This window comes from Sphingobium sp. AS12, assembly GCF_019097845.1.
Classification (GTDB): Bacteria; Pseudomonadota; Alphaproteobacteria; order Sphingomonadales; family Sphingomonadaceae; genus Sphingobium.
The window spans coordinates 481,284-502,973 of sequence record NZ_JAHRGM010000001.1; the positions used below are offsets into that span (position 1 = coordinate 481,284).

General features: G+C 61.9%; 22 protein-coding genes. 12 read left to right on the plus strand and 10 right to left on the minus strand.

Annotated elements, in window-relative coordinates:
• The first annotated feature begins 56 nt into the window (after nucleotides 1-56).
• The 6 genes from carA to KRZ98_RS02470 all read left to right on the plus strand — a co-directional run bounded on the left by carA (nucleotide 57) and on the right by KRZ98_RS02470 (nucleotide 7,100).
• Nucleotides 57-1,307, plus strand: a complete 1,251-nt coding sequence (carA, locus tag KRZ98_RS02445; RefSeq protein WP_217672076.1) for a glutamine-hydrolyzing carbamoyl-phosphate synthase small subunit — start codon at nucleotides 57-59, stop codon at nucleotides 1,305-1,307.
• Nucleotides 1,304-1,672, plus strand: coding sequence for a ribonuclease E inhibitor RraB (locus KRZ98_RS02450; RefSeq protein WP_217672077.1), 369 nt, complete (start codon nucleotides 1,304-1,306; stop codon nucleotides 1,670-1,672). Before carA ends, KRZ98_RS02450 begins: the two co-directional genes overlap by 4 nt.
• On the plus strand, nucleotides 1,669-2,544 hold the full coding sequence (locus KRZ98_RS02455) for a hypothetical protein (RefSeq protein WP_217672078.1): 876 nt from the start codon (nucleotides 1,669-1,671) through the stop codon (nucleotides 2,542-2,544). Before KRZ98_RS02450 ends, KRZ98_RS02455 begins: the two co-directional genes overlap by 4 nt.
• A gap of 1 nt (nucleotide 2,545) precedes the next feature.
• Nucleotides 2,546-5,881, plus strand: coding sequence for a carbamoyl-phosphate synthase large subunit (gene carB, locus KRZ98_RS02460; protein WP_217672079.1), 3,336 nt, complete (start codon nucleotides 2,546-2,548; stop codon nucleotides 5,879-5,881).
• Between the two features lie 80 nt (nucleotides 5,882-5,961).
• Complete coding sequence (gene greA, locus KRZ98_RS02465) at nucleotides 5,962-6,438, plus strand: transcription elongation factor GreA (protein ID WP_217672080.1); 477 nt, start codon at nucleotides 5,962-5,964, stop codon at nucleotides 6,436-6,438.
• A gap of 23 nt (nucleotides 6,439-6,461) precedes the next feature.
• The gene (locus tag KRZ98_RS02470; RefSeq protein ID WP_217672081.1) at nucleotides 6,462-7,100 is read left to right on the plus strand and encodes a rhomboid family intramembrane serine protease; all 639 of its coding nucleotides are present in this window, start codon (nucleotides 6,462-6,464) and stop codon (nucleotides 7,098-7,100) included.
• 164 nt (nucleotides 7,101-7,264) lie between these two features.
• Here the strand turns inward: KRZ98_RS02470 and KRZ98_RS02475 are convergent, their stop codons facing one another.
• The 5 genes from KRZ98_RS02475 to KRZ98_RS02495 all read right to left on the minus strand — a co-directional run bounded on the left by KRZ98_RS02475 (nucleotide 7,265) and on the right by KRZ98_RS02495 (nucleotide 9,545).
• Nucleotides 7,265-7,486 carry a DUF4170 domain-containing protein gene (locus KRZ98_RS02475; RefSeq protein ID WP_217672082.1) on the minus strand — a complete coding sequence of 74 codons (222 nt, stop codon included), beginning with the start codon at nucleotides 7,484-7,486 and terminating at the stop codon, nucleotides 7,265-7,267.
• Between the two features lie 105 nt (nucleotides 7,487-7,591).
• Nucleotides 7,592-8,146, minus strand: coding sequence for a DUF883 family protein (locus KRZ98_RS02480; protein WP_217672406.1), 555 nt, complete (start codon nucleotides 8,144-8,146; stop codon nucleotides 7,592-7,594).
• Nucleotides 8,139-8,462 (minus strand): hypothetical protein, encoded by a 324-nt coding sequence (locus KRZ98_RS02485; protein WP_217672083.1) that lies wholly within the window; start codon nucleotides 8,460-8,462, stop codon nucleotides 8,139-8,141. The genes KRZ98_RS02480 and KRZ98_RS02485 overlap by 8 nt, the downstream gene beginning before the upstream one ends.
• Nucleotides 8,459-8,848, minus strand: coding sequence for a phage holin family protein (locus KRZ98_RS02490; RefSeq protein ID WP_119744286.1), 390 nt, complete (start codon nucleotides 8,846-8,848; stop codon nucleotides 8,459-8,461). Before KRZ98_RS02490 ends, KRZ98_RS02485 begins: the two co-directional genes overlap by 4 nt.
• A gap of 40 nt (nucleotides 8,849-8,888) precedes the next feature.
• On the minus strand, nucleotides 8,889-9,545 hold the full coding sequence (locus tag KRZ98_RS02495) for a hypothetical protein (protein WP_217672084.1): 657 nt from the start codon (nucleotides 9,543-9,545) through the stop codon (nucleotides 8,889-8,891).
• A gap of 231 nt (nucleotides 9,546-9,776) precedes the next feature.
• Between KRZ98_RS02495 and eno the strand changes: the two genes are divergently transcribed.
• The 4 genes from eno (at nucleotide 9,777) to KRZ98_RS02515 (ending at nucleotide 14,093) form a co-directional block, all read left to right on the plus strand.
• Complete coding sequence (gene eno, locus KRZ98_RS02500; protein WP_217672085.1) at nucleotides 9,777-11,051, plus strand: phosphopyruvate hydratase; 1,275 nt, start codon at nucleotides 9,777-9,779, stop codon at nucleotides 11,049-11,051.
• Nucleotides 11,052-11,129: 78 nt separating this feature from the next.
• On the plus strand, nucleotides 11,130-11,441 hold the full coding sequence (locus KRZ98_RS02505; protein WP_119744283.1) for a septum formation initiator family protein: 312 nt from the start codon (nucleotides 11,130-11,132) through the stop codon (nucleotides 11,439-11,441).
• A 223-nt stretch (nucleotides 11,442-11,664) separates the two neighbouring features.
• The gene (gene pdhA / locus KRZ98_RS02510; RefSeq protein ID WP_119744282.1) at nucleotides 11,665-12,741 is read left to right on the plus strand and encodes a pyruvate dehydrogenase (acetyl-transferring) E1 component subunit alpha; all 1,077 of its coding nucleotides are present in this window, start codon (nucleotides 11,665-11,667) and stop codon (nucleotides 12,739-12,741) included.
• Nucleotides 12,741-14,093 (plus strand): pyruvate dehydrogenase complex E1 component subunit beta, encoded by a 1,353-nt coding sequence (locus tag KRZ98_RS02515; protein ID WP_217672086.1) that lies wholly within the window; start codon nucleotides 12,741-12,743, stop codon nucleotides 14,091-14,093. The genes pdhA and KRZ98_RS02515 overlap by 1 nt, the downstream gene beginning before the upstream one ends.
• A gap of 57 nt (nucleotides 14,094-14,150) precedes the next feature.
• Here the strand turns inward: KRZ98_RS02515 and KRZ98_RS02520 are convergent, their stop codons facing one another.
• From KRZ98_RS02520 to KRZ98_RS02530, 3 genes are read right to left on the minus strand one after another with little or no spacing between them, the layout of a single operon-like run.
• Nucleotides 14,151-14,831 carry a TadE/TadG family type IV pilus assembly protein gene (locus KRZ98_RS02520; RefSeq protein WP_217672087.1) on the minus strand — a complete coding sequence of 227 codons (681 nt, stop codon included), beginning with the start codon at nucleotides 14,829-14,831 and terminating at the stop codon, nucleotides 14,151-14,153.
• Nucleotides 14,832-14,841: 10 nt separating this feature from the next.
• Nucleotides 14,842-15,432, minus strand: a complete 591-nt coding sequence (locus tag KRZ98_RS02525) for a TadE/TadG family type IV pilus assembly protein (RefSeq protein WP_254798025.1) — start codon at nucleotides 15,430-15,432, stop codon at nucleotides 14,842-14,844.
• A 26-nt stretch (nucleotides 15,433-15,458) separates the two neighbouring features.
• Nucleotides 15,459-17,492, minus strand: a complete 2,034-nt coding sequence (locus KRZ98_RS02530; protein WP_217672089.1) for a pilus assembly protein — start codon at nucleotides 17,490-17,492, stop codon at nucleotides 15,459-15,461.
• An 83-nt stretch (nucleotides 17,493-17,575) separates the two neighbouring features.
• On the opposite strand from KRZ98_RS02530, the gene KRZ98_RS02535 reads away from it, so the two are divergent.
• Both KRZ98_RS02535 and KRZ98_RS02540 read left to right on the plus strand, forming a co-directional pair.
• Complete coding sequence (locus tag KRZ98_RS02535) at nucleotides 17,576-18,250, plus strand: hypothetical protein (RefSeq protein ID WP_254798027.1); 675 nt, start codon at nucleotides 17,576-17,578, stop codon at nucleotides 18,248-18,250.
• Nucleotides 18,251-18,285: 35 nt separating this feature from the next.
• Nucleotides 18,286-18,750: an EF-hand domain-containing protein gene (locus KRZ98_RS02540; RefSeq protein WP_217672090.1), complete on the plus strand. Its 465-nt coding sequence runs from the start codon at nucleotides 18,286-18,288 to the stop codon at nucleotides 18,748-18,750.
• 19 nt (nucleotides 18,751-18,769) lie between these two features.
• On the opposite strand, the gene trmFO is transcribed toward KRZ98_RS02540, so the two are convergent.
• A complete protein-coding gene (trmFO, locus tag KRZ98_RS02545) occupies nucleotides 18,770-20,113 on the minus strand; it encodes a methylenetetrahydrofolate--tRNA-(uracil(54)-C(5))-methyltransferase (FADH(2)-oxidizing) TrmFO (protein WP_217672091.1) in 1,344 nt (447 codons plus the stop codon).
• Between the two features lie 40 nt (nucleotides 20,114-20,153).
• Nucleotides 20,154-21,458: a dicarboxylate/amino acid:cation symporter gene (locus KRZ98_RS02550; RefSeq protein ID WP_217672092.1), complete on the minus strand. Its 1,305-nt coding sequence runs from the start codon at nucleotides 21,456-21,458 to the stop codon at nucleotides 20,154-20,156.
• Between the last annotated feature and the right edge of the window lie 232 nt (nucleotides 21,459-21,690).

Here is a 21,690-nt window from a genome sequence, read left to right on the forward strand (position 1 = left end):
GCCGTTTAACCCGCACCAGACGGGACCCCGCAAAAGCAAAAAAGGACCACCCGACCATGGCTGACGCCAAGACCCTCATTGTGCCCAAAGGAGCGACAGGGGTATTGGTTTTTGCCGATGGTTCCGCCGTGTTCGGCCGTGGTTTCGGCGCTGTGGGCGAAGCGGTGGGCGAACTCTGCTTCAACACCGCCATCACCGGCTATCAGGAAATCATGACCGACCCCAGCTATGCGGGCCAGGTCGTGACCTTCACCTTCCCCCATATCGGCAATGTCGGCACCAACGCCGACGATGTCGAGGCGGACACGCCCTTCGCGCTGGGCTGCGTCGTGCGGCAGGACGTGACGGAGCCGAGCAATTTCCGCAACGTCCAGCCATTTGACGACTGGATGCGCGACCATGGCCGCATCGGCCTGTCTGGCGTCGATACCCGCGCGCTCACCCGCATGATCCGCGAAAAGGGTGCGCCCAACATCGTCATCGCCCATGATCCCGACGGCGGGTTCGACATCGCCGCGCTGGCTGCCAAGGCCGCCGCCTGGCCCGGCCTTGAGGGCATGGACCTCGCCATCGAAGTCACCGGCAAGGATAGCCGCTTGTGGAGCGATGGCGGCTGGACGCTGGGCGCGGGGTATAGCCTGAACGAAACCCAAACCCCGTTCGTGTCGAGCGCAGTCGAGACACCTGAAAGCGGCTTCTCGACTGCGCTCGAAGCGAACGGAGCCAGTTCAAGACCCCATGTCGTCGCCATCGATTATGGCGCGAAGAACAACATCTTCCGCAATCTGGTAAAGGCCGGCGCGCGCGTCACCGTACTGCCCGCCACCGCCACCTTCGATCAGGTGTCGGCCCTGTCGCCCGATGGCGTGTTCCTGTCCAACGGTCCGGGCGATCCCGCCGCGACCGGGGCTTACGCCGTGCCGGTGATCCGGCAGGTGCTGGACGCGGACATTCCCGTGTTCGGCATCTGCCTTGGCCACCAGTTGCTCGGCCTTGCCGTGGGCGCAAAGACGATCAAGATGCATCAGGGCCATCGTGGCGCGAACCATCCGGTCAAGCGGCTGGAGGACGGGCTGGTCGAAATCACCAGCATGAACCACGGCTTTGCGGTCGATGCGGCGACGCTGCCCGTCAATGTCCGCGCCACCCATGTCTCGCTGTTCGACGGCAGCAATTGCGGCATTGCGCTCACTGACAAAAATGCCTTCTCGGTCCAGTATCACCCCGAAGCCTCGCCCGGCCCGCAGGACAGCTTCTACCTGTTCCAGCGCTTCGTCGATGGCCTCAAAAAAGCCGTGGCGGCATGAGCATCAAGCTGCCCCCCGTCGATGAAGCGCGCCTGGCCGCCGAATGGGAAGCGGACCGGCAAGTCCTCGCCAACCTCGCCGCCAATGGCGACAAGGCGATGATCCCGCGCGCCGTGGACGTCAGCTTCAAGGGCAATGACAAGGATTTCGACCGCGTCCTGGAAATCGCCAGCCAATTCGGCATGGTCGAGTTGGACCGCGAAGAGGATGAGGATGGCGACCTGTTCCTGTTCCTGGAATGCGAACAGGCGGTGGACGAAGCCTCCATCCGCGCGCTGACGAAGAAGTGCCTCCAGATCGAGATATTGTGTGGCGTTGAATATGACGGCTGGGGGTGCGAGGCTCGGACGGGGGCGGTGCATTGAGTTCTGCACTTCCGCCAACAACCCGTAGTATCGCTGACTACGTGGCTCTTGCAGTCATCAGCAAGATTAGTTGGGATGATGCTGATGATGATGAATTCAACGACATTTTCGGCAATCATCGAGCTACTGCAAGAGATTTTTCCGGTGATCTGTCTGAGTTCAAAAACTATGCTGAGCAGCGCTGTGGATTCCCAATCACGGAGCAGTTGGCTCAAGACGTTATAAGAAGTCTAGCTGAGTGCGGACTTCTCAGGGTGACTGACGACAATTTTTCTGGAACATTCGTAAAAATAAAAGCCAACGAGTTTGAAAATTTCGTTTCCCTTGCTCAAGAGCAAATTCAAGATGCCAAACGGAACGGTGATGAATCTGGCTTGATTGACAAGGCATCAGATTACCCTCGTGGTTCAGCTTTTTTGAAGCATGTGCTGTACGAAGATTATCATGAGCTTGGTGATCAATGGCTGCGACGCGCACTTGTTGGTCTGCGGAAGCACTTTGACGAACGCGGTGTTTTGCCAGATGATGGTGTTGATCTTCCGCTCGTTGATATTGCCATCGCCCGAGCTTCTGATCGTTTGGTTGCGATAGATCATAACTCTCGCGCATTTGCGGAAGTTGTCGAACTCACAGATGCTGCTTCAGAATCGATACGATCATCTAATTCGATCGATGAAGATAAGCGTAGTTGGATAAGAGACCATATTGGTGCAGGTATAGCGCTGATAAAGAAGCATAAAGTCCTAGCGTCAGCAGTCTCTGCGCTGCTTTTGGCTCCGCTTATGAATGCCTATGAGGCCGTAGCGGAAGAGCCGGCTAAGCAAGCAATATTGCTAGCAATTAATACTATTCGCGCTTTCTTTGGAATTTAACATGCCCAAACGCACCGACATCTCCTCCATCCTCATCATCGGCGCTGGGCCGATCATCATCGGCCAGGCGTGCGAGTTCGATTATTCGGGCACGCAGGCGGTGAAGGCGTTGAAAGAGGAGGGCTATCGCATCATCCTGGTCAATTCCAATCCGGCCACGATCATGACCGACCCGGAATTTGCCGACGCCACTTATGTCGAGCCGATCACGCCTGAAATCGTGGCGAAGATCATCGAGAAGGAGCGGCCGGACGCGGTGCTGCCGACGATGGGCGGGCAGACCGCGCTCAATACCGCGCTGGCGCTGTTCAATGACGGCACCCTGGAGAAATATGGCGTCCAGATGATCGGCGCGGACGCCGAGGCGATCGACAAGGCGGAGGACCGGATCAAGTTCCGCGACGCCATGGACAAGATCGGCCTCGAATCCGCCCGTTCGCGCATCGCCCACTCCATGGAGGAGGCGCTGGAGGCGCTGGAGTTTACGGGGCTCCCTTCGATCATCCGCCCCAGCTTCACCATGGGCGGCACCGGCGGCGGGATCGCCTATAATCGCGACGAGTTCATGACCATCGTGCGCGGCGGTCTGGACGCATCGCCCACCACCGAAGTGCTGATCGAGGAATCGCTGCTCGGCTGGAAAGAATATGAGATGGAGGTGGTCCGCGACCGGGCGGACAATTGCATCATCATCTGTTCGATCGAAAATGTCGATCCGATGGGCGTCCATACCGGGGACAGCATCACTGTCGCCCCGGCGCTGACGCTGACCGACAAGGAATATCAGATCATGCGCAACGCATCCATTGCGGTGCTGCGCGAAATCGGCGTCGAAACAGGCGGTTCCAACGTACAGTTCGCGGTCAATCCCAAGGATGGCCGCCTGATCGTGATCGAGATGAACCCGCGCGTGTCGCGCTCCTCGGCACTGGCGTCCAAGGCCACCGGCTTCCCGATCGCCAAGGTCGCGGCGAAGCTGGCCGTGGGTTACACGCTCGATGAAATCACCAACGACATTACCGGCGCGACGCCAGCCAGCTTCGAGCCGACGATCGACTATGTCGTGACCAAGATCCCGCGCTTCGCGTTCGAAAAGTTCAAGGGCGCAGAGCCTTTGCTCGGCACCGCGATGAAATCGGTCGGCGAAGTGATGGCGATTGGCCGCAACATCCATGAATCGATGCAGAAGGCGCTGCGCGGTCTGGAAACCGGCCTGTGCGGTTTCAACGATGTCGATCATCTGGTCGGCGCGCCCAAGGATGACATCATCGCCGCCTTGTCGCAGCCCACGCCCGACCGGCTGCTGGTCGCGGCGCAGGCGTTGCGCGAAGGCCTGACCGTCGCGGAAATCCACAATATCGCCAAGTTCGACCCCTGGTTCCTCGAACGGATCAAGGAGATTGTCGAGGCCGAAGGCGAAGTCATCGAAAACGGCCTGCCGCGCGATGCGGACGGGATGCGTCGCCTCAAATCCATGGGCTTTTCCGACAAGCGCCTCGCCTATCTCGCGCTAAAATCCGCCAATCTGCGCGGCATGGAGCGCGGCATTGCGCGCGGGTCAGGCCTGATCCACGAAGCGGTCAAGGCGATGACCGGCGGCGTGACCGAGGATGAAGTGCGCGCCCTGCGCCACAAACTGGGCGTGCGTCCGGTGTTCAAGCGCATCGACACCTGCGCCGCCGAGTTCGAGGCGAAAACGCCTTATATGTATTCGACCTATGAGGCGCCGATCTTCGGGCAGGCGGAAAATGAATCCGCGCCGACCGATCGCGAAAAGGTCGTGATCCTGGGCGGCGGGCCGAACCGGATCGGGCAGGGGATCGAGTTCGACTATTGCTGTGTCCACGCCTGCTTTGCACTGAGCGACGTTGGCTATGAAACCATCATGGTCAACTGCAACCCGGAAACCGTGTCCACCGACTATGACACGTCCGACCGCCTCTATTTCGAGCCGCTGACCGCCGAGGATGTGCTGGAAATCCTCGACATCGAAAAGTCGAACGGGACATTGAAGGGCGTCATCGTCCAGTTTGGTGGCCAGACCCCGCTCAAGCTGGCGCAGGCGCTGGAGGATGCGGGCATCCCGATCCTGGGCACATCGCCCGACGCCATCGATCTGGCCGAAGATCGCGAACGCTTCGCCGCGCTAATCGACAAGCTCAAGCTGCGCCAGCCCGACAATGGCATTGCCCGCAGCCGGGAGGAGGCGATCGCCGTCGCCAACCGCATCGGCTATCCCGTCCTCATGCGTCCCAGCTATGTTCTGGGTGGCCGGGCGATGGAGATTGTCGACGGGCAGGCGCAACTGGAAGAATATATCACCACCGCCGTGCTGGTTTCGGGCGAATCGCCCGTGCTGATCGACCAATATCTGCGCGACGCGATCGAGGTGGATGTCGATGCGCTGTGCGATGGCGCCGATGTCGTCGTGGCCGGCGTGTTGCAGCATATCGAGGAAGCCGGCGTCCATTCGGGCGACAGCGCATGCTCGCTGCCGCCCTACAGCCTCAGCAATGATATCATCGCGGAAATCGAACGGCAGACCGAAATCTTGGCCCATGCCTTGTCGGTGCGCGGCCTGATGAACATCCAGTTCGCGGTCAAGGATGGCACCGTCTATCTGATCGAGGTCAACCCGCGCGCCAGCCGCACTGTCCCCTTCGTCGCCAAGGCGATCGGCACCCCCATCGCCAAGATCGCCGCGCGGGTGATGGCGGGCGAGATGCTGGAAAACCTGCCTGTGATCGATCGCAACGCGATCAACCATGTCGCGGTCAAGGAAGCCGTGTTCCCCTTCGGCCGCTTCCCCGGCGTCGATCCGGTCCTCTCACCGGAAATGAAAAGCACCGGCGAAGTCATGGGAATCGATAGCGATTTTGCGACCGCCTTTGCCAAGGCGCAGATCGGCGCTGGCACCATGTTGCCGACCAGCGGCACGGTGTTCATCTCGCTGAAGGACGGCGACAAGCAGGTCATCCTGCCCGCTGCCAAGAAGCTCTCTGCCATGGGTTTCCGCATCATCGCGACCGGCGGCACCGCCACTTTCCTGGCCGACAATGGCCTGGCGGTGGAAACGGTCAACAAGGTGGCGCAGGGCCGCCCGCATATTGTCGACCGGATCACCGACGGCGACGTGCAACTGATCTTCAACACCACCGAAGGCTGGCAGTCCCTGAAGGACAGCAAGGCGATCCGCACATCGGCTCTACGGGCGAAGATTGCCAGTTTCACCACCGCCGCCGCCAGCGTCGCCGCTGCTGACGCGATCGAGGCTTTACGGGACCATCCCCTTGAAGTGCGGTCGCTCCAGTCCTATTATCCCCTGTCGCAAGCCTGATCCCCTGCACAAGGACACACGCTGCGGGTGGCACCATGTTGGTCGCCGCCAAAGGGAAGTTTTGACGAAGGATTTGCATAATGGCGACCGTTGAGAAGATGCCGATGTTGCAGATGGGCTATGACAAGCTCATGGGGCAACTCCGCGAACTCAAGGCTGAACGGCCATTGATCGTCGACGCCATCGAAGAGGCGCGCGCCCATGGCGATCTGTCGGAAAATGCCGAATATCACGCCGCCAAGGAACGGCAGGGCCAGGTCGAAGCGACCATCTCCGATCTGGAGGACAAGCTGTCGCGCGCGCAGATCATCGATCCCAAGAGCCTGTCGGGCGACAAGATCGTGTTCGGCGCGACCGTCACCTTGCTCGATGAGGATGACAAGCCGGTCAAATATCAGATCGTGGGGCAGGCCGAAGCCGACGCGAAGCTCGGCATGATTTCCTATAACAGCCCGCTTGGCCGCGCGCTGATCGGCCGCACGGTGGGCGAGGATGTGGAAGTGTCGGTCCCCGCGGGCGACAAATTCTACCAGGTCGAAAAAATCGCCTTCATCTGACCGTGAAATTACCCGCAGGCAGGATGACCAACGGAATTGCGGCGATCACTTTTGTCGCATTCCTGCTGCTCCATTTCACCGGACGGACCGATGACGCCGCCATCATTGGCGGCTTCATCCCGGCGCGGATTGGCGACCCTGCTCTCCTGGAGGGTATGGCGGCGGTTCCGGCCTGGTTGACCCCGCTCAGCTGCGCGCTGATTCACGCTGGCTGGCTGCATATCGGTTTCAATCTGCTGATGCTGGTCTTTTGCGGGCGGCAGGTCGAACAGGTGCTGGGGAAGGGGGGTACGCTCTGCCTTTACCTCGTCGGCGCTTATGGTGCCTGCGCGGCGCAATGGGCGATCGACCCCGGATCGACCAATCCGATGGTTGGCGCCAGCGGCGCGATCTCGGCAATCATGGCGACCTATGCCTTGCTCTACAGCCAGCAGACGGTGCGCCGCATCGGGCCATTGTCGGCCAATATCGTGCGCCTGCTCTGGCTGGCGGCGGCGTGGATTGGCTTGCAACTGATGATCGGCATCGCGACCGCTGGTGGTCTGGGCGACCTGGGCGAGATCGCCATCGCCGCGCATATTGGTGGTTTTCTGGTGGGGCTGGTGCTGACGCGCCAGCTGCTGCGCTGGCGTTTCCGCAAACCGCCCCAGCCCCTGAATTAACGATCAGCGCCTAATGTCTAACATCCGTTCGTGCTGAGTAGAGACTGAGCTTGCCGAAGGCTCGTATCGAAGCATCACGCGCAGCGTTTGATCCTTCGATACGCCATTTCGACTTCGCTCAATGGCTACTCAGGACGAACGGATTGGGGTAAAGTCATTACACTTCAAGTCGACGGCAGGTCCGGTTCCAGCAGCCGGTGCAGATGCACGATCACATAGCGCATTTCCGCGTCATCGACTGTCCGCTGTGCCGCGCCGCGCCACGCCTTTTCGGCCGACGCATAGTCAGGGAACACGCCGACCAGATCGACCTTGCTCAGGTCCTGAAATTCCAGTGTCTGTGGATCGGTAACGCGACCGCCCATCACCAGATGCATTTTGCTCATGGTGTTATCTTATCCTCGCTTGGGTGAACGCTGACCCTAGCAGCGGTGCAGCGTCCATCCAAGGGGGAGCAGGGCCGCAACTGCGTGCTTTTGCCGCCGTTGCGATTAGTTTTTCGGCAATCGCGCCTTGATCGCCTCGGCCAGGGCATCGATCTTGGTGCTGACCATCGCGACGACATCGTCGGTAATGTGCGATGCCTTGGCGGGCAGGTCGCTCGATGCCGCGGTCTTGCGCGCGGTGGCGGCCAGATCGCTCGCGCCCTGCTTGATCGTTTCCGCGCCATCCGACGCGGCCGACCGTGCGGCCAGCGCTGCCTCGACCAACCGCGCACCGGCCGTGCTGGCCAAGCTCGGCAGGGCTTTCATCGCCGCGCGGCTCTTAGGGAACATCCACGCGATCACCGCGCCAGCAGCGACTGCGCCAGCCACCGCGACGACAGGATGCTCCTGCACGATCTGGTTGGCCCGCGCCGCAACCTTCTGCGTGCGGTCGCGTGCGTCGCCATAGGCCTCGCTCGCCTTTTCCCGGCTGGTCTGGATCAGTTCGCCAGCGCCTTCGCGCGCCTTTTCCGTGCCATCCTTGATCTTGTCCGTCGCGCTCGTCGCGACATCGTTCGCCGCTTCGCGGACGCGGCTCAGTTGGGCGCGAATATCAGCCATCATCAGTCTCCGAATGGTCGGGGTTTGTGTCTTCATTTCGAACGCCCAGCCGACCGAAAAGTGCCGCCAGCGGGCGACGGGTCAGGAAGAGGAGCAGGGCGGCCCCAGCCGCGCCAACCATGGCTGGCCGCTGACGCGCGGTGGCGGCGGCATAGGCCATCCCGTCCATGGCAACGTCCACCACCTTGGCGGTGGCATCCTGCTTCAGCCGAGCGGGCGTGATACGCGCTTTGGCCGTCTGAGCGCTGGAAATCAGGCTTTGTTTCGCTGCCTCGGCCCGCGCGACAGCCTCTTGATAGCGCCCTGCACCGCTCATGGCGTAATCGCTTTCTTCATCCGGGAAATCCGCGCCTTCGCCAGCAATAACAGGCCGATCGCCACCAGCAGGCTGGCACCCAGCACTGCGAAGGTCGCCCAAAGTGGGCCAAGCTGTGGCGCCAGCGCGATGATCAGGCCGATCAGGAACGCGACCAGCGTAGCAAAGACAAGCATGATCGCAACCCCGGCAAAGATCGCCGCATCGCGCACGCCTGCGCCGATCAGGCCAGCGCGCGCCTTCTGCTTGTCCGCTTCTGCCGCCGCATAGGCACGGCCATCGGCATAGAGACGGGCAAAGACGTCGCGCACCGATTCGTCGGGGGCGCTATCGTCCGGCCCGTCGGCGTGCGGCGTCACCGCCGTTTCCGCTGGCATCTCTGTCAAATCACCCTCCGCCGCGCTTGCCGCAGCTTTTGCGCAGATGTCAGGCGTCGCTGTCCGAACCCTTGGCCAGACGCATCAGCACGAAGCCGACCACTGCCGCCGCACCGATCGCGACCGCCGGGCTTTTACGCACAAAGTCGCGCGCTTCGGTCATCAGCTGGTCGACATCCTTACTGTCGAGCGAGTCCGCCGCACCAGCGACCGATTCGGCCGCCTGACGGGCATAATCGCCATATTGCGGACCCAGTTTGGCATCGACCGTGCCTGCCGTATCGGCAATCAGCTTGGAGAGGCTCTGCATGGCCGTGCCGGTCTTTTCCTTGGCGACGCCAGCGGCTGACTTGGCGGTTTTACCCGCCTGTTCCTTGATCGGGTCGATATGCGACTTCCAATCGACAGCGCCCAGCGCATCGGTTGCGGACTTGGCTGCTTGCTCGGCCTTCGCCTTGATGGGCGCGATCTGCGCGGCCCAGCCGGTGGAGGCTGTGCCATTGCCAGACTTTTTGGCCGTCTTGGCCGCAGGAGCCTTGCGCACGGGCGTCTTGCGCACCGCGGCAGCCTTGACGGGCTTCACCGCAGGCACGCTGGCGGCGGTGGCTTCGACCGGCTTGGCTTTGCGCGGCCTGCCGACCGACTTCTTCGCGGCGCTTTTGTTCGCTGCGGTCTTGACGGGCGGGGTTTCGGGCGTGTCGGCCATGGTCCTAAGTCTCCCTTTCGGTTGCGCGGCTGGGGCGTGCGGCGCAGCAATTGATACTTTGGTCAAATGCTTTGCGGTCGCTCACAGTTCCGTAGCCGTTCCAATTTCGACCATCGGCATTTTTTCGGCCCATGCAAGCCCCTCTGCATTGCCAAGCACCGGGTCGCTGGCTAAGCGGAGCGCGAAAATAGGCGTCCTGCCGCAGCGCAGGCCATATTTCAGGGAGCGACCATGACCGCCATTCTCGACATTCACGCCCGCCAGATCTTCGACAGCCGTGGCAACCCCACCGTCGAAGTCGATGTCATGTTGGAGGATGGCAGCTTCGGCCGCGCCGCCGTGCCATCGGGCGCATCGACCGGTGCCTATGAAGCGGTGGAAAAGCGCGACGGCGACAAGTCGCGCTACATGGGCAAGGGCGTGCTGGGCGCAGTCGAGGCGGTCAACGTCCAGATCGCGGACGCGCTGGTCGGCTATGATGCCGAAGATCAGGGCGAAATCGACGCCGCGATGATCGAACTGGACGCCACCGACAATAAGTCGAACCTGGGTGCGAACGCGATCCTGGGCGTCAGCCTGGCGGTGGCGAAGGCCGCAGCGGACGCACGCGGCCTGCCGCTCTACCGCTATGTTGGCGGCGTGTCCTCGCATGTCCTGCCGGTGCCGATGATGAACATCATCAATGGCGGCGAACATGCCGACAACCCGATCGACTTTCAGGAATTCATGATCATGCCGGTGGGGGCCGAAAGCATCGCGGACGCCGTGCGGATCGGCTCGGAAATCTTCCACACGCTGAAAAAAGGCCTGCATGACAAGGGTCTGGCGACCTCGGTCGGTGACGAGGGCGGTTTTGCCCCCAACATCGCATCGACCCGCGATGCGCTCGACTTCATCATGCTGTCGATCGAGAAAGCGGGCTACAAGCCGGGCGACGACGTCGTGCTGGCGCTCGATTGCGCCGCGACCGAATTTTTCAAGAACGGCAAATATGAGATTTCGGGCGAAGGCCTGTCGCTCAGCCCGGTCGAAATGGCCGATTATCTTGCTGCCCTGTGTGCCGACTATCCGATCAAATCGATCGAGGACGGCATGAGCGAGGATGATTTCGAGGGCTGGAAGGCGCTGACCGACAAGATTGGCGGTTCGGTCCAACTGGTCGGCGACGACCTGTTCGTGACCAATCCCAAGCGTCTGGCGATGGGCATCGACATGGGGCTGGCCAATTCGCTGCTGGTCAAGGTCAACCAGATCGGCACGCTCACCGAAACGCTGGCGGCCGTCAACATGGCCCACCGCGCGCGCTACACCGCCGTCATGTCGCATCGTTCGGGCGAGACCGAAGATGCGACCATCGCCGACCTGGCCGTTGCCACCAACTGCGGCCAGATCAAGACGGGCTCGCTGGCGCGCTCCGACCGGCTCGCAAAGTATAACCAGCTCATCCGTATCGAGGAAGAATTGGGCGACATCGCGGTTTACGCCGGTCGCTCGATCTTCCGCTAAAATCGGTCAGGATTCGGTTGGCCGCAAGTTAACCATTTTTTACTTGCGGCCAGCCACTCCCTGTGATTCATCTTGGCCATGGCGCATATCGCGAAGCTTCGTTCCCTTCTTTTCTCGGCCTTTGGCCCGGCGGTCGCGCTGCTGCTCCTGCTCGTCTTTGCCGGTTATGTCGTGCTGGGGTCGAATGGGGTGCTGGCGTGGGGCGACTATTCGCGCCAGCTGCGCGCGGCCAAGGCAGAACTGAAAACGACCAAGGCCGCGCAAGCAGAACTGCGCAACCGCGTCGAAGCGCTTGATCCCCGCCGCGTCGATCCCGACCTGGCCGACGAACTGATCCGCCGCCAGCTTGGCGTCATCCATCATGATGAAGTGATCGTTCCGCTCAACTGAGTGTCTTTCCAGGAAAACGTAACGTTTTTGCGCGGAAATGGCTGTCGTCGCAATTTTGCTGCGAATGGATAGGCCGAGACTTTGCAAACTTCGCAAGCCGGATAGAGGTTGCGAAATTCTTGTCCACCCCGCCCGGATTCCGGGCTTCGCCGTTGCAATATATGCAACTCTGCCGCTATATCGGACTTCCTTCCATCCTACCCCACGCAAAAGGATAAGAGCCTTGGCGAAACCAACGACGCCGCGTCCTTCACGCGCAACGGCAAAGGCGGCTGCACCCGCTGCCGGCGCGGACCATAACCGGCCTCGCCCTGAAACTCCCACTGATTACAAGGCATCCAAGGAAGAGTTGCTGGAATTCTACCGGCAGATGGTCCTGATCCGCCGTTTCGAGGAAAAGGCCGGGCAGCTTTACGGCCTGGGTCTCATCGGTGGCTTCTGTCACCTCTATATCGGCCAGGAAGCGGTCGCGGTCGGCATCCAGTCGGCGCTTAAGCCCGGCAAGGACAGCGTGATTACCGGCTATCGCGACCATGGCCATATGCTGGCCTATGGTATCGACCCCAATGTCATCATGGCCGAACTGACCGGCCGTGAAGCGGGCATTTCCCGCGGCAAGGGCGGTTCGATGCACATGTTCAGCGTCGAACATAAATTCTTCGGCGGCCATGGCATTGTCGGTGCGCAGGTCTCGCTGGGCGCGGGCCTCGGCTTTGCCCACAAATATAATGGCGATGGCGGCGTATGCGTCGCCTATTTCGGCGACGGCGCGGCCAACCAGGGCCAGGTCTATGAATCCTTCAACATGGCCGAATTGTGGAAGCTCCCGATCATTTTCGTCATCGAAAATAATCAATACGCCATGGGCACCAGCGTCAACCGCTCATCGGCCGAGGACCAGCTTTATCGCCGTGGCGAAAGCTTCCGCATCCCCGGTATCCAGGTCAACGGCATGGACGTGCTGGCCGTGCGCGGCGCGACTGAGGAAGCGCTCAAATGGGTGCAGGGCGGCAATGGCCCGATCCTGCTGGAAATGAAAACCTATCGCTATCGCGGCCACTCCATGTCCGATCCGGCCAAATATCGGTCGCGTGAAGAAGTGCAGGCGATGCGCGACAAGTCCGACCCGATCGAAGGCGTCAAAGCCTATCTCGCCGCGCAAGGTGTGGGTGAGGATGAACTCAAGAAGATCGACCAGGACATCCGCAAGATCGTCAGCGAAGCGGCCGATTTCGCCGAAACATCGCCTGAGCCGGACATGGCCGAACTCTATACAGACGTGCTGGTGGAGCAATATTGATGGGTATCGCAATCAAGATGCCGGCGCTCTCGCCGACGATGGAAGAGGGCACGCTGGCCAAGTGGCTGGTCAAGGAAGGCGATGACGTCCGTTCGGGCGACATCCTGGCCGAAATCGAAACCGACAAGGCGACGATGGAATTTGAAGCGGTCGACGAAGGCAAGATCGGCAAGATCGTGATCGCCGAAGGCACCGAAGGCGTTAAGGTCGGCACCGTCATCGCCGAAATGGCGGGCGAGGGCGGCGAGGAAGCCGCTCCTGCGCCGAAGGCCGCCGCGTCCGCCAAAGCTGAAACCGCCCCCGAAGCGCCAAAAAAGCCGGTCGCGGTCAAGGCGACCGTCGCTGATCCCAGCCTTCCCGAAGGCACCGAATATGTCAAAACCACGGTCCGCGAAGCCCTGCGCGACGCGATGGCCGAGGAAATGCGTAGCGACGAGCGCGTGTTCGTGATCGGTGAGGAAGTCGCCGAATATCAGGGCGCCTATAAGGTGACCCAGGGCCTGCTCGACGAATTTGGTGCCAAGCGGGTCATCGACACGCCAATCACCGAATATGGCTTTGCCGGTATCGGCACCGGCGCGGCGATGGGCGGTCTGCGCCCGATCGTCGAGTTCATGACGTTCAACTTCGCCATGCAGGCGATCGACCACATCATCAACTCGGCGGCCAAGACCAACTATATGTCGGGCGGCCAGATGCGCTGCCCTATCGTATTCCGTGGTCCCAACGGCGCGGCCAGCCGCGTCGGCGCGCAGCATAGCCAGAATTATGCCCCCTGGTATGCCGCCGTTCCCGGCCTGATCGTCATCGCGCCCTATGACGCGGCTGATGCCAAGGGTCTGCTCAAGGCCGCGATCCGCAGCCAGGACCCGGTCGTGTTCCTCGAAAACGAACTGCTCTACGGCCGCAGCTTCGACGTGCCCAAGGTCGATGATTATGTCCTGCCGATCGGCAAGGCACGGATCATGCGGTCGGGCAGCGACGTCACGCTGGTTAGCTATTCGATCGGCGTCGGCCTTGCGCTGGAAGCCGCCGAAACGCTGGCGGCAGAGGGCATCGATGCGGAAGTCATCGACCTGCGCACGCTGCGCCCGCTCGACACGGCCACGGTGCTGGAGAGCCTGAAAAAGACCAACCGCCTCGTCGTGGTCGAAGAAGGCTGGCCGACCTGCTCGATCGCGTCGGAAATCGCCGCCGTAGTGATGGAACAGGGCTTTGACGATCTCGACGCCCCGGTCCTGCGCGTCACCAATGAGGACGTGCCGCTGCCCTATGCCGCGAACCTTGAAAAGGCAGCCCTGATCGACGCCGCCCGCGTCGTCGCGGCGGCCAAGAAGGTTTGCTATAAATAGGTGTTCAGAAACGGGCAGCGGATCAACGCTGCCCGTTTCGTCATGTCTCGTGCCGGTCTATGCCGAGCAGGTCGAGGCCGTGACGTTTTCCGTATTATAGACCGTCGTCAGGTCGCGACTGTCGCGGACGTTGAACGCCGACGTTTCGGTAATGTCGCTGAGCGGCAGCCAGAAGAGCGGCATCAGGCGTTTGTAGCGATACCGGATTTCAACGAACATCACGGCGGTGCCAGCCGCGGCTTTCAACTGCTTTCCGGTCGGCCCCATACCCTCAAACGCGGTGCCGGTGGCGCCCGTGCCCTGCGCGCCATAAGCTGAGGAATAGGCGACCGATCCAAAGCAGCGCTGCCATTTGATCGTTTGCCCGCCGTCGCTGTTCAATTGCAGACTGGACAGGATGATGCGGCTGTTGGCTGCCAGGTTCAGGCCCGACGCCTGAAGATCCGCGCCGATGAATACATCGTTGATTTCCGCTTCGCTGATCGGCTTGTTGTTGATCGCGCTTTGCGCGCCCATGCGGGACGCATTGTCCGACACCATCACGCCCAGTTCGCCGACCCGCTTGACTGTGATGGCATAGTTGGTCAGTTCAAGCGCCGAGGTCGCCATGATCATCAGGAATGGCAGGACCATGGCGAATTCCACCAGCGCCATGCCGCTTTCGCTACGCCGCAGACGTTGCGCCTGACGCCGCCATCTGTCGCTTCGCGCGTGGGAGAAAGGGAGAATCGCGGTCATGCTGTGATCCTCATGTGCAATTGCCGGTGACGGGTTCGGACTGCTTGTCGAAGGGCTGGTTGCGCAGGATCGTGCTGGACGCCATGGTCACCTCCTGTGGCCAGCCCAGCAGATAGGTCATCGGGAAGATGCGATTGTAGCGCAGCGTCACGGTATAAATGGTCACATCCTTCGCGCCGCCTTGCCCGGTCGCGCCGGAATCCAGGTCGCGCACATGGTTGGCATTGGCGTCGTCGAAGGTCTCATTATTGTTGCACAGGCCGTCGCCATTTCCATCGACAAAGGCTTCGGCCTTCGACTGTGCGCGACCATAGGATTTATAGGCCATGCGCGTGAAGGCAACGTTGCCCGCGCCGACCAGCCGCTTCACCGCCGTTTCGACGCCACTGTCGAGCGCGTCGCGGTTGGCTTGGGTAGCGGTTTCCAGGCCCGATGCGCGCCCCGCCGCCTGAACTTCCCCGCTCAGGATCGCACGTGCATAGAGATAATAGGCCGTGTCGAACAGGAACATCAGGATCAGGATCAGCACTGGCGCGACAAAGGCGAATTCCAGAATCGTCGCCCCGCGCCTGTCCCCGCGCAGGGCGCGTAGCAGCCCCATGCCGGGCCATCGCGAGCCAGCGCATTTCATCGCGTGATCCGCAATTGAGCGATCTGCGACGCGATCTGGGAGAAGGTCGTGGTCAACTGATCCGCATTGTCCGCCTGATAGGCACGGCCTGGCGACGCGCAATTGGACAACATCGTACTCAGATCGGTGCCGAAGGCGATGACCCAGACGGTGATATTCTTCTGGGTTTTGGCAATCGTACACAATTCAGTGAGACGAGCTTCCGTGATGGCGTTCTGATCGGCATTGGTCGGGATGGACGCGCTGGATGTACGACGCCGGGCGACCGCCGACAGGCCCCATGCGTCATAGCTGCCGATGCGCGTATCGGTTCCACCATCGGTCATGAAGATCAGGTTGCGGGCGTAGCGTCCCGTCGATTCCGCCGTGGCATGTTCTGCCGCGAACAAGCCTTCGCGCGACATCAGCCGCAGGCCCCACATCATGCCGATATCATGATAGGTATAGCCGGCTGGTACGAGCGCGGAAAGATAGGTCGACAGGGTGGAAGAGTCGATTTCCGCCAGCTTCCGCGCATAGGTCGGACAAGCGGCATATTGGGACGTGGACCCGTTGGGCGTGTAATAGTTGGTCGTGGCATTGGGCGTGACCACCCGCGTATAGGTCGCTGCTGCGCCGCTATACTCCCAGCCTGTCGTGGCAGTCGCGCTACCGCCGCGACGGCCATAGACAACCCCAGGCAGGAAGGGTTTCCATTGGGTTTCAGGCTTGGTTGAATCGGGGATCAGGTCAACGTCCATGTCGTAGCGGGGAACATCGGTCCCTTCATTGGTGCGACGGGTCGCGCGTTCCTCGATGCAGGCGTTGGTCTGCGTCCAGCTGATTTTTCGATCCGTACCGAAATTATTGGTCACTGGTGCCATGAAAAAGCCGCCAGTCACCAAATCATCGCCTGAGCCGGTGCCCTTCAGATTGGCCATTGAGTAGGTCACTGGCTTGTAAATCCAGTGATAGGCCGTCCCGTTGGCATTCTGGTCACCAGCGTTGGGATTTTCCGACACGGTTTCCGTGTAGGTCTCCTTCAAATTATTATAGTTTGTCGGCGTGATCCAGCAGACGCCGTTAGTCAGGCCGGCCGAATAGGTCACGCCATTGCGGGTACGCACGCGCGTCCGGGACCGGGGCAGCGCAGTAGCAGACGGCGACCATGCTGACCATGCGGTATAGCTGTCGCTCAGCGAATTGGCGGGCGCGGTGCATGTTTCCGACGAACCCTGATATTTGGTGCCGGTCGATGTATTACCACTATTTACGACCGACGTAGTCTTGCTGATCGTGGCGCCCTGCGTTGATCCCGGAATAACCGACGTTCCATCCGGCACGCGGGAATCATAGGTCGCATTGTCCTGAATCCAGTTGCGCTTGAGCAACATGCCGACATTGACGGTCGAGGAATAGGGCACGAAGCCATAGCGGATATGGCTGCCCGCCGGTTTAACCTGTTGCAGGGAATTGTAGAAATTCTGCACGGCAGTGCGCAGCACGACAATGCGGCTTTCGCTGTCGCCCGGATTAATGTCGTTCATCGACAGGGTGGTGTCGAGCACGAACATGACGTCCGTGTTAGGCAGTTGCAAATCCGCCGTGCATTCGGCCGAAATGGTGCGGCTGGTGACGTTGAACAATTTCATCAGCGTCATCGGCACCGCGACGGACGCAGTGCCGGTCACTGCACCGGTGTTTGATGCGGTATAGGCGATGGCCGGTGTTCCCGCGCCATATTTGTTTGCGGGAAAGTTGAGGTTGAAGAAATTCTTGGCGGTTTCTTCATTGCTGCTGGTGCCTGTCGTCCAGGTGATGCCCGACATGGAGCGGCGTCCCGCCAGCGCGCCCGCGTCGCAGGCTTGCTGAAGGCGGGTCTTTGCCAGATAAAGTCGGCTGATGTCGATGCCGCCGCCGATCAGGCCCGCCAGCGGGATGACCGACGCCGCGACGATGGCCAGGGTGTTGCCGGCCTGGTTGTGCGCCAGCCGGGCCAAAAACCCGTTCGTCCGATTGATCTGCTTGCCCATCTGTCCGCAATCACCCATGTCGCGCCCAACACCCCCCATGTCCGGGTGGGGCAATTCTGTTCGCCTATGCAGGCCCACTGGTTAGAATGTGTATGAGGAAGATGGTTAAAGGACCGATAACCCCCGTGCCCGACGATGGCCTGTCCCCGCTCGCCGCGCTGTTGAGCGCCCATGCAGGGGCGGAGTCTGCGCGGCATCGGGCGATATGGGCCTATGACGCGCGGCTGGCGCATATTGCGCGATCGACCCGTGAACCCACGATCGGCCAGATGCGGCTGGCCTGGTGGAATGACGTCATCGACGATGCGGCTGGCTTGAAAGGGCAGGGAGAGCCGGTGATCGACGCGATGCGGGCGACGGGCGCCATTGCCGCGCCGGGGCTGGTCGCGATGATCGACGGCTGGGAAATACTGGTGGTGGAGCTGGAGATCGACGTCAAGGGGCTGCGGGATTATGCGGCAGGTCGTGGCGGTGGACTGTTCCGGGCGTTGGCGGGGGAAGCAGATGCCCCGGACTGGCTGGTTCAGGCGGGGCAGGTCTGGGCGCTGTGGGACCTGTCGGGCCATGTCGGTGATGACCGGCTGGCCGATGAAGCGCTAGCGCTGGCCAAGGCGCTGGTGACGGACGCGCCGCCTGCCTGGCCGCGCTGGTGGAAGCCGTTGCGGATCGCCTATACACTCGCCCGTCAGGACGTGCTGGCGGGACGCCGCGCCCCGGTCGGGATGCCGCGCGCCCTGGCGCTGCGGCTGTTGCGGGTTGCGCTGTTCGGGCGCTAGGATGGGCTGACGAAGCGGCGACAGGAGAACAGGGCATGGGGCGATTGCTGGCGGGCGCGATGGCGATGCTGCTGCTGGTCGCGGGTGGCCTGTTCTGGTGGCAGGGTCGGGCGAGCAACCAGCCCGTGCCGCAACTCGCGCTCGCCTCGCCACCACCGCCACAGATTGAAGGCCTGCCCGAAGGCGATGCCGCCGCCACCGGCGACGCCCCGCCCATGCCCGCTGAGGCCAGCCCGCAAAGCCGCGAACAAAGGCGCTTCGCCCGTTACGATCGCGACCGCGACGGCGTCATCACCCGTATCGAAATGCTGGGCAGCCGCACCAAGGCGTTCAAGGCGCTCGACAAGGATGGCGACAATCTGCTGTCGTTCGAGGAATGGGCGGTGGCGACATCGGACCGCTTCGGCGCCGCGGACGGTAACAAGGATGGCAAGCTGACCCCGGCCGAATTTGCCGCGACCGCGCCGAAACGCAGCCTCAAGCCGAAGTGCCGGTGCTGATCCAACGGGGAGGGGAGATTTACGCCCCCACCATCTCCCCCAACCAAGCGCCCAGCGACGCCCGCGCGCGTGCCGTATAGGCCTCCTTGCGCTGCTTTTTCTTCACATCGTCCAGCGTCGGGAACAGCCCGAAATTGACGTTCATGGGCTGATAGTCCGCGCTCACCACATTGCCCGTCACATGCCCCAGCAGCGCGCCCAGCGCCGTGTCGGCGGGCGGGGGCGTCATTACCCGGCCCTGCAACTCCGCCGCGGCAAAGCGCCCCGCCAGCAGGCCGATCGCCGCGCTCTCGACATAGCCCTCGCACCCCGTCATCTGCCCGGCAAAGCGGATATGCGGCGCACTTTTCAGCCGCAGCGTCGCGTCCAGCAATTTGGGCGACTGGATGAACGTATTGCGATGCAGCCCGCCCAGCCGCGCAAATTCGGCCTTTTCCAGCCCCGGAATGGTGCGGAACAGATCCACCTGCGCGCCATGTTTCAGCTTGGTCTGGAACCCGACCATGTTCCACAGCGTCCCGCTGGCATTGTCCTGCCGCAATTGCACGACCGCATAGGGCCAGCGGCCGGTGCGCGGATTGTCCAGCCCCATCGGCTTCATCGGCCCATGGCGCAGCGTTTCCGGCCCGCGCGAGGCCATCACCTCGATCGGCATACAGCCCTCGAAATAGGGGGTGTTGGCCTCCCATTCCTTGAACACGGTCTTTTCGCCGTCGATCAGCCCCCGGACGAAGGCTTCATATTGCTCACGGTTCATCGGGCAATTGATATAATCCTTCCCCTCGCCACCGCCGGGGCCGATCTTGTCCCAGCGATTGGCCATCCAGCACTGGTCCATGTCGATGCTGTCATGGTGGATGACCGGCGCGATCGCGTCGAAAAAGGCCAGATGCTCCATCCCTGCCGCCTGGCCGATGCTGGTCGCCAGCGCAGGCGCGGTCAGCGGCCCGGTCGCCACGATGGTCATGCCGGAGGCGGGCAGCGTGTCGATCCGTTCGCGGACAATCTCCACATTGGGATGCTCGGCCAGCGCGCGGGTGACGCCGCCCGAAAAGACATGCCGATCCACCGCCAGCGCTGAGCCAGCGGGCACCTTGGCCGGTTCGGCCTGCGCCATGATGACGGAATCGAGCCGCCGCATTTCCTGATGCAACAGCCCCACGGCATTCTTGTCCGCATCATCGGACCGGAAACTGTTGGAACAGACCAGTTCAGCCAGCCCCTCGGTCTGATGCGCCGGAGACATATCGCCCGCACCCCGCATTTCCGACAGGCGCACCTTCACCCCCGCCTGCGCCAATTGCCACGCCGCCTCGGACCCGGCGAGCCCGCCGCCGATGATATGCACCTGATGATTTGACATGGCGCGTTCCATGGCCCTCGCGTGCGCTCAGGTCAATCCGTCAGGCAACCGCTATGTCGCCGGTTCCATAATAAGCGCTCTCGTCCAGTATCCCCTCACGCTTGGCGACGACCACGCCCACCAGCACCTGCCCCGCGACATTCACTGCCGTGCGGCCCATGTCCAAAATCGGGTCGATCGCCAGCAGAAGCCCCGCGCCCTCCAGTGGCAGGCCGAGAGTCGACAGGGTCAACGTCAGCATCACGGTCGCGCCGGTCAGGCCTGCCGTTGCCGCCGAACCAATCACCGATACCACCGCGATCAGCGCATAATCGACGAGGCCCAGCGGGATGCCGTAAAAGCCCGCGACGAAGATCGCCGACAGCGCGGGGTAGATCGATGCGCAGCCGTCCATCTTGGTGGTGGAGGCGAGCGGAATGGCGAAGGCGGCGTAGCTTTTGTCCACGCCCAGCCTTTCGGTGACGGCTTCGGTGACGGGCAGGGTGCCAACCGAGGAGCGGGAAACGAAGCCCAGCTGGATAGCGGGCCATGCCTTGGCGAAGAAGGGCAGGGGCTTCAAACCATGGGCGATCAGCAGCGTGGGATAGACGATCAGCAGGACGATCGCCAAACCCAGATAGATGGCGCCGGTAAATACGCCAAGCCGCGCGAGCGCGTCCCAGCCATAGGTGGCGACCGCAGCCCCAATCAGCCCCGCCGACCCGACCGGCGTCAGGCGGATGACCCAGCCAAGCAGCGCGCGCACCACCGCCAGCAGCGACCGGACGAAGGCAAGGAAGGGGTCGGCCTTCTCCCCGACTTTGAGCGTAGCCAGGCCTACCGCGATGGCTATGACCAGCAATTGCAAGATGTTGAAGCTGATGCTGGTGCTGGCCGCGCCATCCTCGCCGATCTTGGTGCTGCCTGACAGCGCCAGGCTGTTGCCCGGCACCAGACCTTTGAGGAAATCGAGCCAGCCGCCGATCGACGATGGCGGCTTGGCGACCAGCGCGGCGTTGCTCAGGCCCACGCCCGGCTGGGTGATGATGCCGATGGTGAGGCCGATGAGGACCGCGATCAGCGCGGTGATGGCGAACCACAACAATGTCTGCCCCGCCAGCCGCGCGCCATTATCAAGCGCGCGCAGATTGGCGATCGACGCGACGATGGCCGCGAACACCAAAGGCGGCACGATGGCCTTGAGCAAGGAGACGAAGATCGATCCGACCGTCTTGAGCGTGGTCGCCAGCCAGTTGAGGTCGCCATCCGGCCCCGTGCCGATCTGGCGGGCGACAAGGCCCAGCGCCAGCCCCGCGACCATGCCGACCAGCACCTGAAATCCGAAACTGCGATAGGGTAGGGCCATGGTGTACCGTCCTGTGGGCGTAGGACGACCAATATGGAGCGGCGACACGCGATTGCGCGCAAGCAATATTTGGGGCGGGTTTAGTTTTGAACGGGGTGGAGCCTGTCTGCATCCTTCCCTTGCTCTCCGACACAATATCCGTTCGGGCTGAGCTTGTCGAAGCCTTGTCCTTTCTGCCTTGAGAAGAAGAACAGCCCTTCGACAGGCTCAGGGCGAACGGAGGCGGAGGCCT

Excerpts from the sequence above, each read along its gene's own strand:
- KRZ98_RS02530 (WP_217672089.1), bottom strand. The coding sequence starts at position 17,492 with ATGGGTGATTGCGGACAGATGGGCAAGCAGATCAATCGGACGAACGGG.
- eno (WP_217672085.1), top strand. The coding sequence starts at position 9,777 with ATGACCGCCATTCTCGACATTCACGCCCGCCAGATCTTCGACAGCCGT.
- greA (WP_217672080.1), top strand. The coding sequence starts at position 5,962 with ATGGCGACCGTTGAGAAGATGCCGATGTTGCAGATGGGCTATGACAAG.
- KRZ98_RS02535 (WP_254798027.1), top strand. The coding sequence starts at position 17,576 with ATGGTTAAAGGACCGATAACCCCCGTGCCCGACGATGGCCTGTCCCCG.
- carB (WP_217672079.1), top strand. The coding sequence starts at position 2,546 with ATGCCCAAACGCACCGACATCTCCTCCATCCTCATCATCGGCGCTGGG.
- KRZ98_RS02480 (WP_217672406.1), bottom strand. The coding sequence starts at position 8,146 with ATGGCTGATATTCGCGCCCAACTGAGCCGCGTCCGCGAAGCGGCGAAC.
- KRZ98_RS02470 (WP_217672081.1), top strand. The coding sequence starts at position 6,462 with ATGACCAACGGAATTGCGGCGATCACTTTTGTCGCATTCCTGCTGCTC.
- KRZ98_RS02515 (WP_217672086.1), top strand. The coding sequence starts at position 12,741 with ATGGGTATCGCAATCAAGATGCCGGCGCTCTCGCCGACGATGGAAGAG.
- KRZ98_RS02475 (WP_217672082.1), bottom strand. The coding sequence starts at position 7,486 with ATGAGCAAAATGCATCTGGTGATGGGCGGTCGCGTTACCGATCCACAG.
- KRZ98_RS02520 (WP_217672087.1), bottom strand. The coding sequence starts at position 14,831 with ATGACCGCGATTCTCCCTTTCTCCCACGCGCGAAGCGACAGATGGCGG.
- KRZ98_RS02505 (WP_119744283.1), top strand. The coding sequence starts at position 11,130 with ATGGCGCATATCGCGAAGCTTCGTTCCCTTCTTTTCTCGGCCTTTGGC.
- KRZ98_RS02495 (WP_217672084.1), bottom strand. The coding sequence starts at position 9,545 with ATGGCCGACACGCCCGAAACCCCGCCCGTCAAGACCGCAGCGAACAAA.
- KRZ98_RS02485 (WP_217672083.1), bottom strand. The coding sequence starts at position 8,462 with ATGAGCGGTGCAGGGCGCTATCAAGAGGCTGTCGCGCGGGCCGAGGCA.
- KRZ98_RS02550 (WP_217672092.1), bottom strand. The coding sequence starts at position 21,458 with ATGGCCCTACCCTATCGCAGTTTCGGATTTCAGGTGCTGGTCGGCATG.
- KRZ98_RS02540 (WP_217672090.1), top strand. The coding sequence starts at position 18,286 with ATGGGGCGATTGCTGGCGGGCGCGATGGCGATGCTGCTGCTGGTCGCG.
- trmFO (WP_217672091.1), bottom strand. The coding sequence starts at position 20,113 with ATGTCAAATCATCAGGTGCATATCATCGGCGGCGGGCTCGCCGGGTCC.
- KRZ98_RS02525 (WP_254798025.1), bottom strand. The coding sequence starts at position 15,432 with ATGGGGCTGCTACGCGCCCTGCGCGGGGACAGGCGCGGGGCGACGATT.
- KRZ98_RS02450 (WP_217672077.1), top strand. The coding sequence starts at position 1,304 with ATGAGCATCAAGCTGCCCCCCGTCGATGAAGCGCGCCTGGCCGCCGAA.
- carA (WP_217672076.1), top strand. The coding sequence starts at position 57 with ATGGCTGACGCCAAGACCCTCATTGTGCCCAAAGGAGCGACAGGGGTA.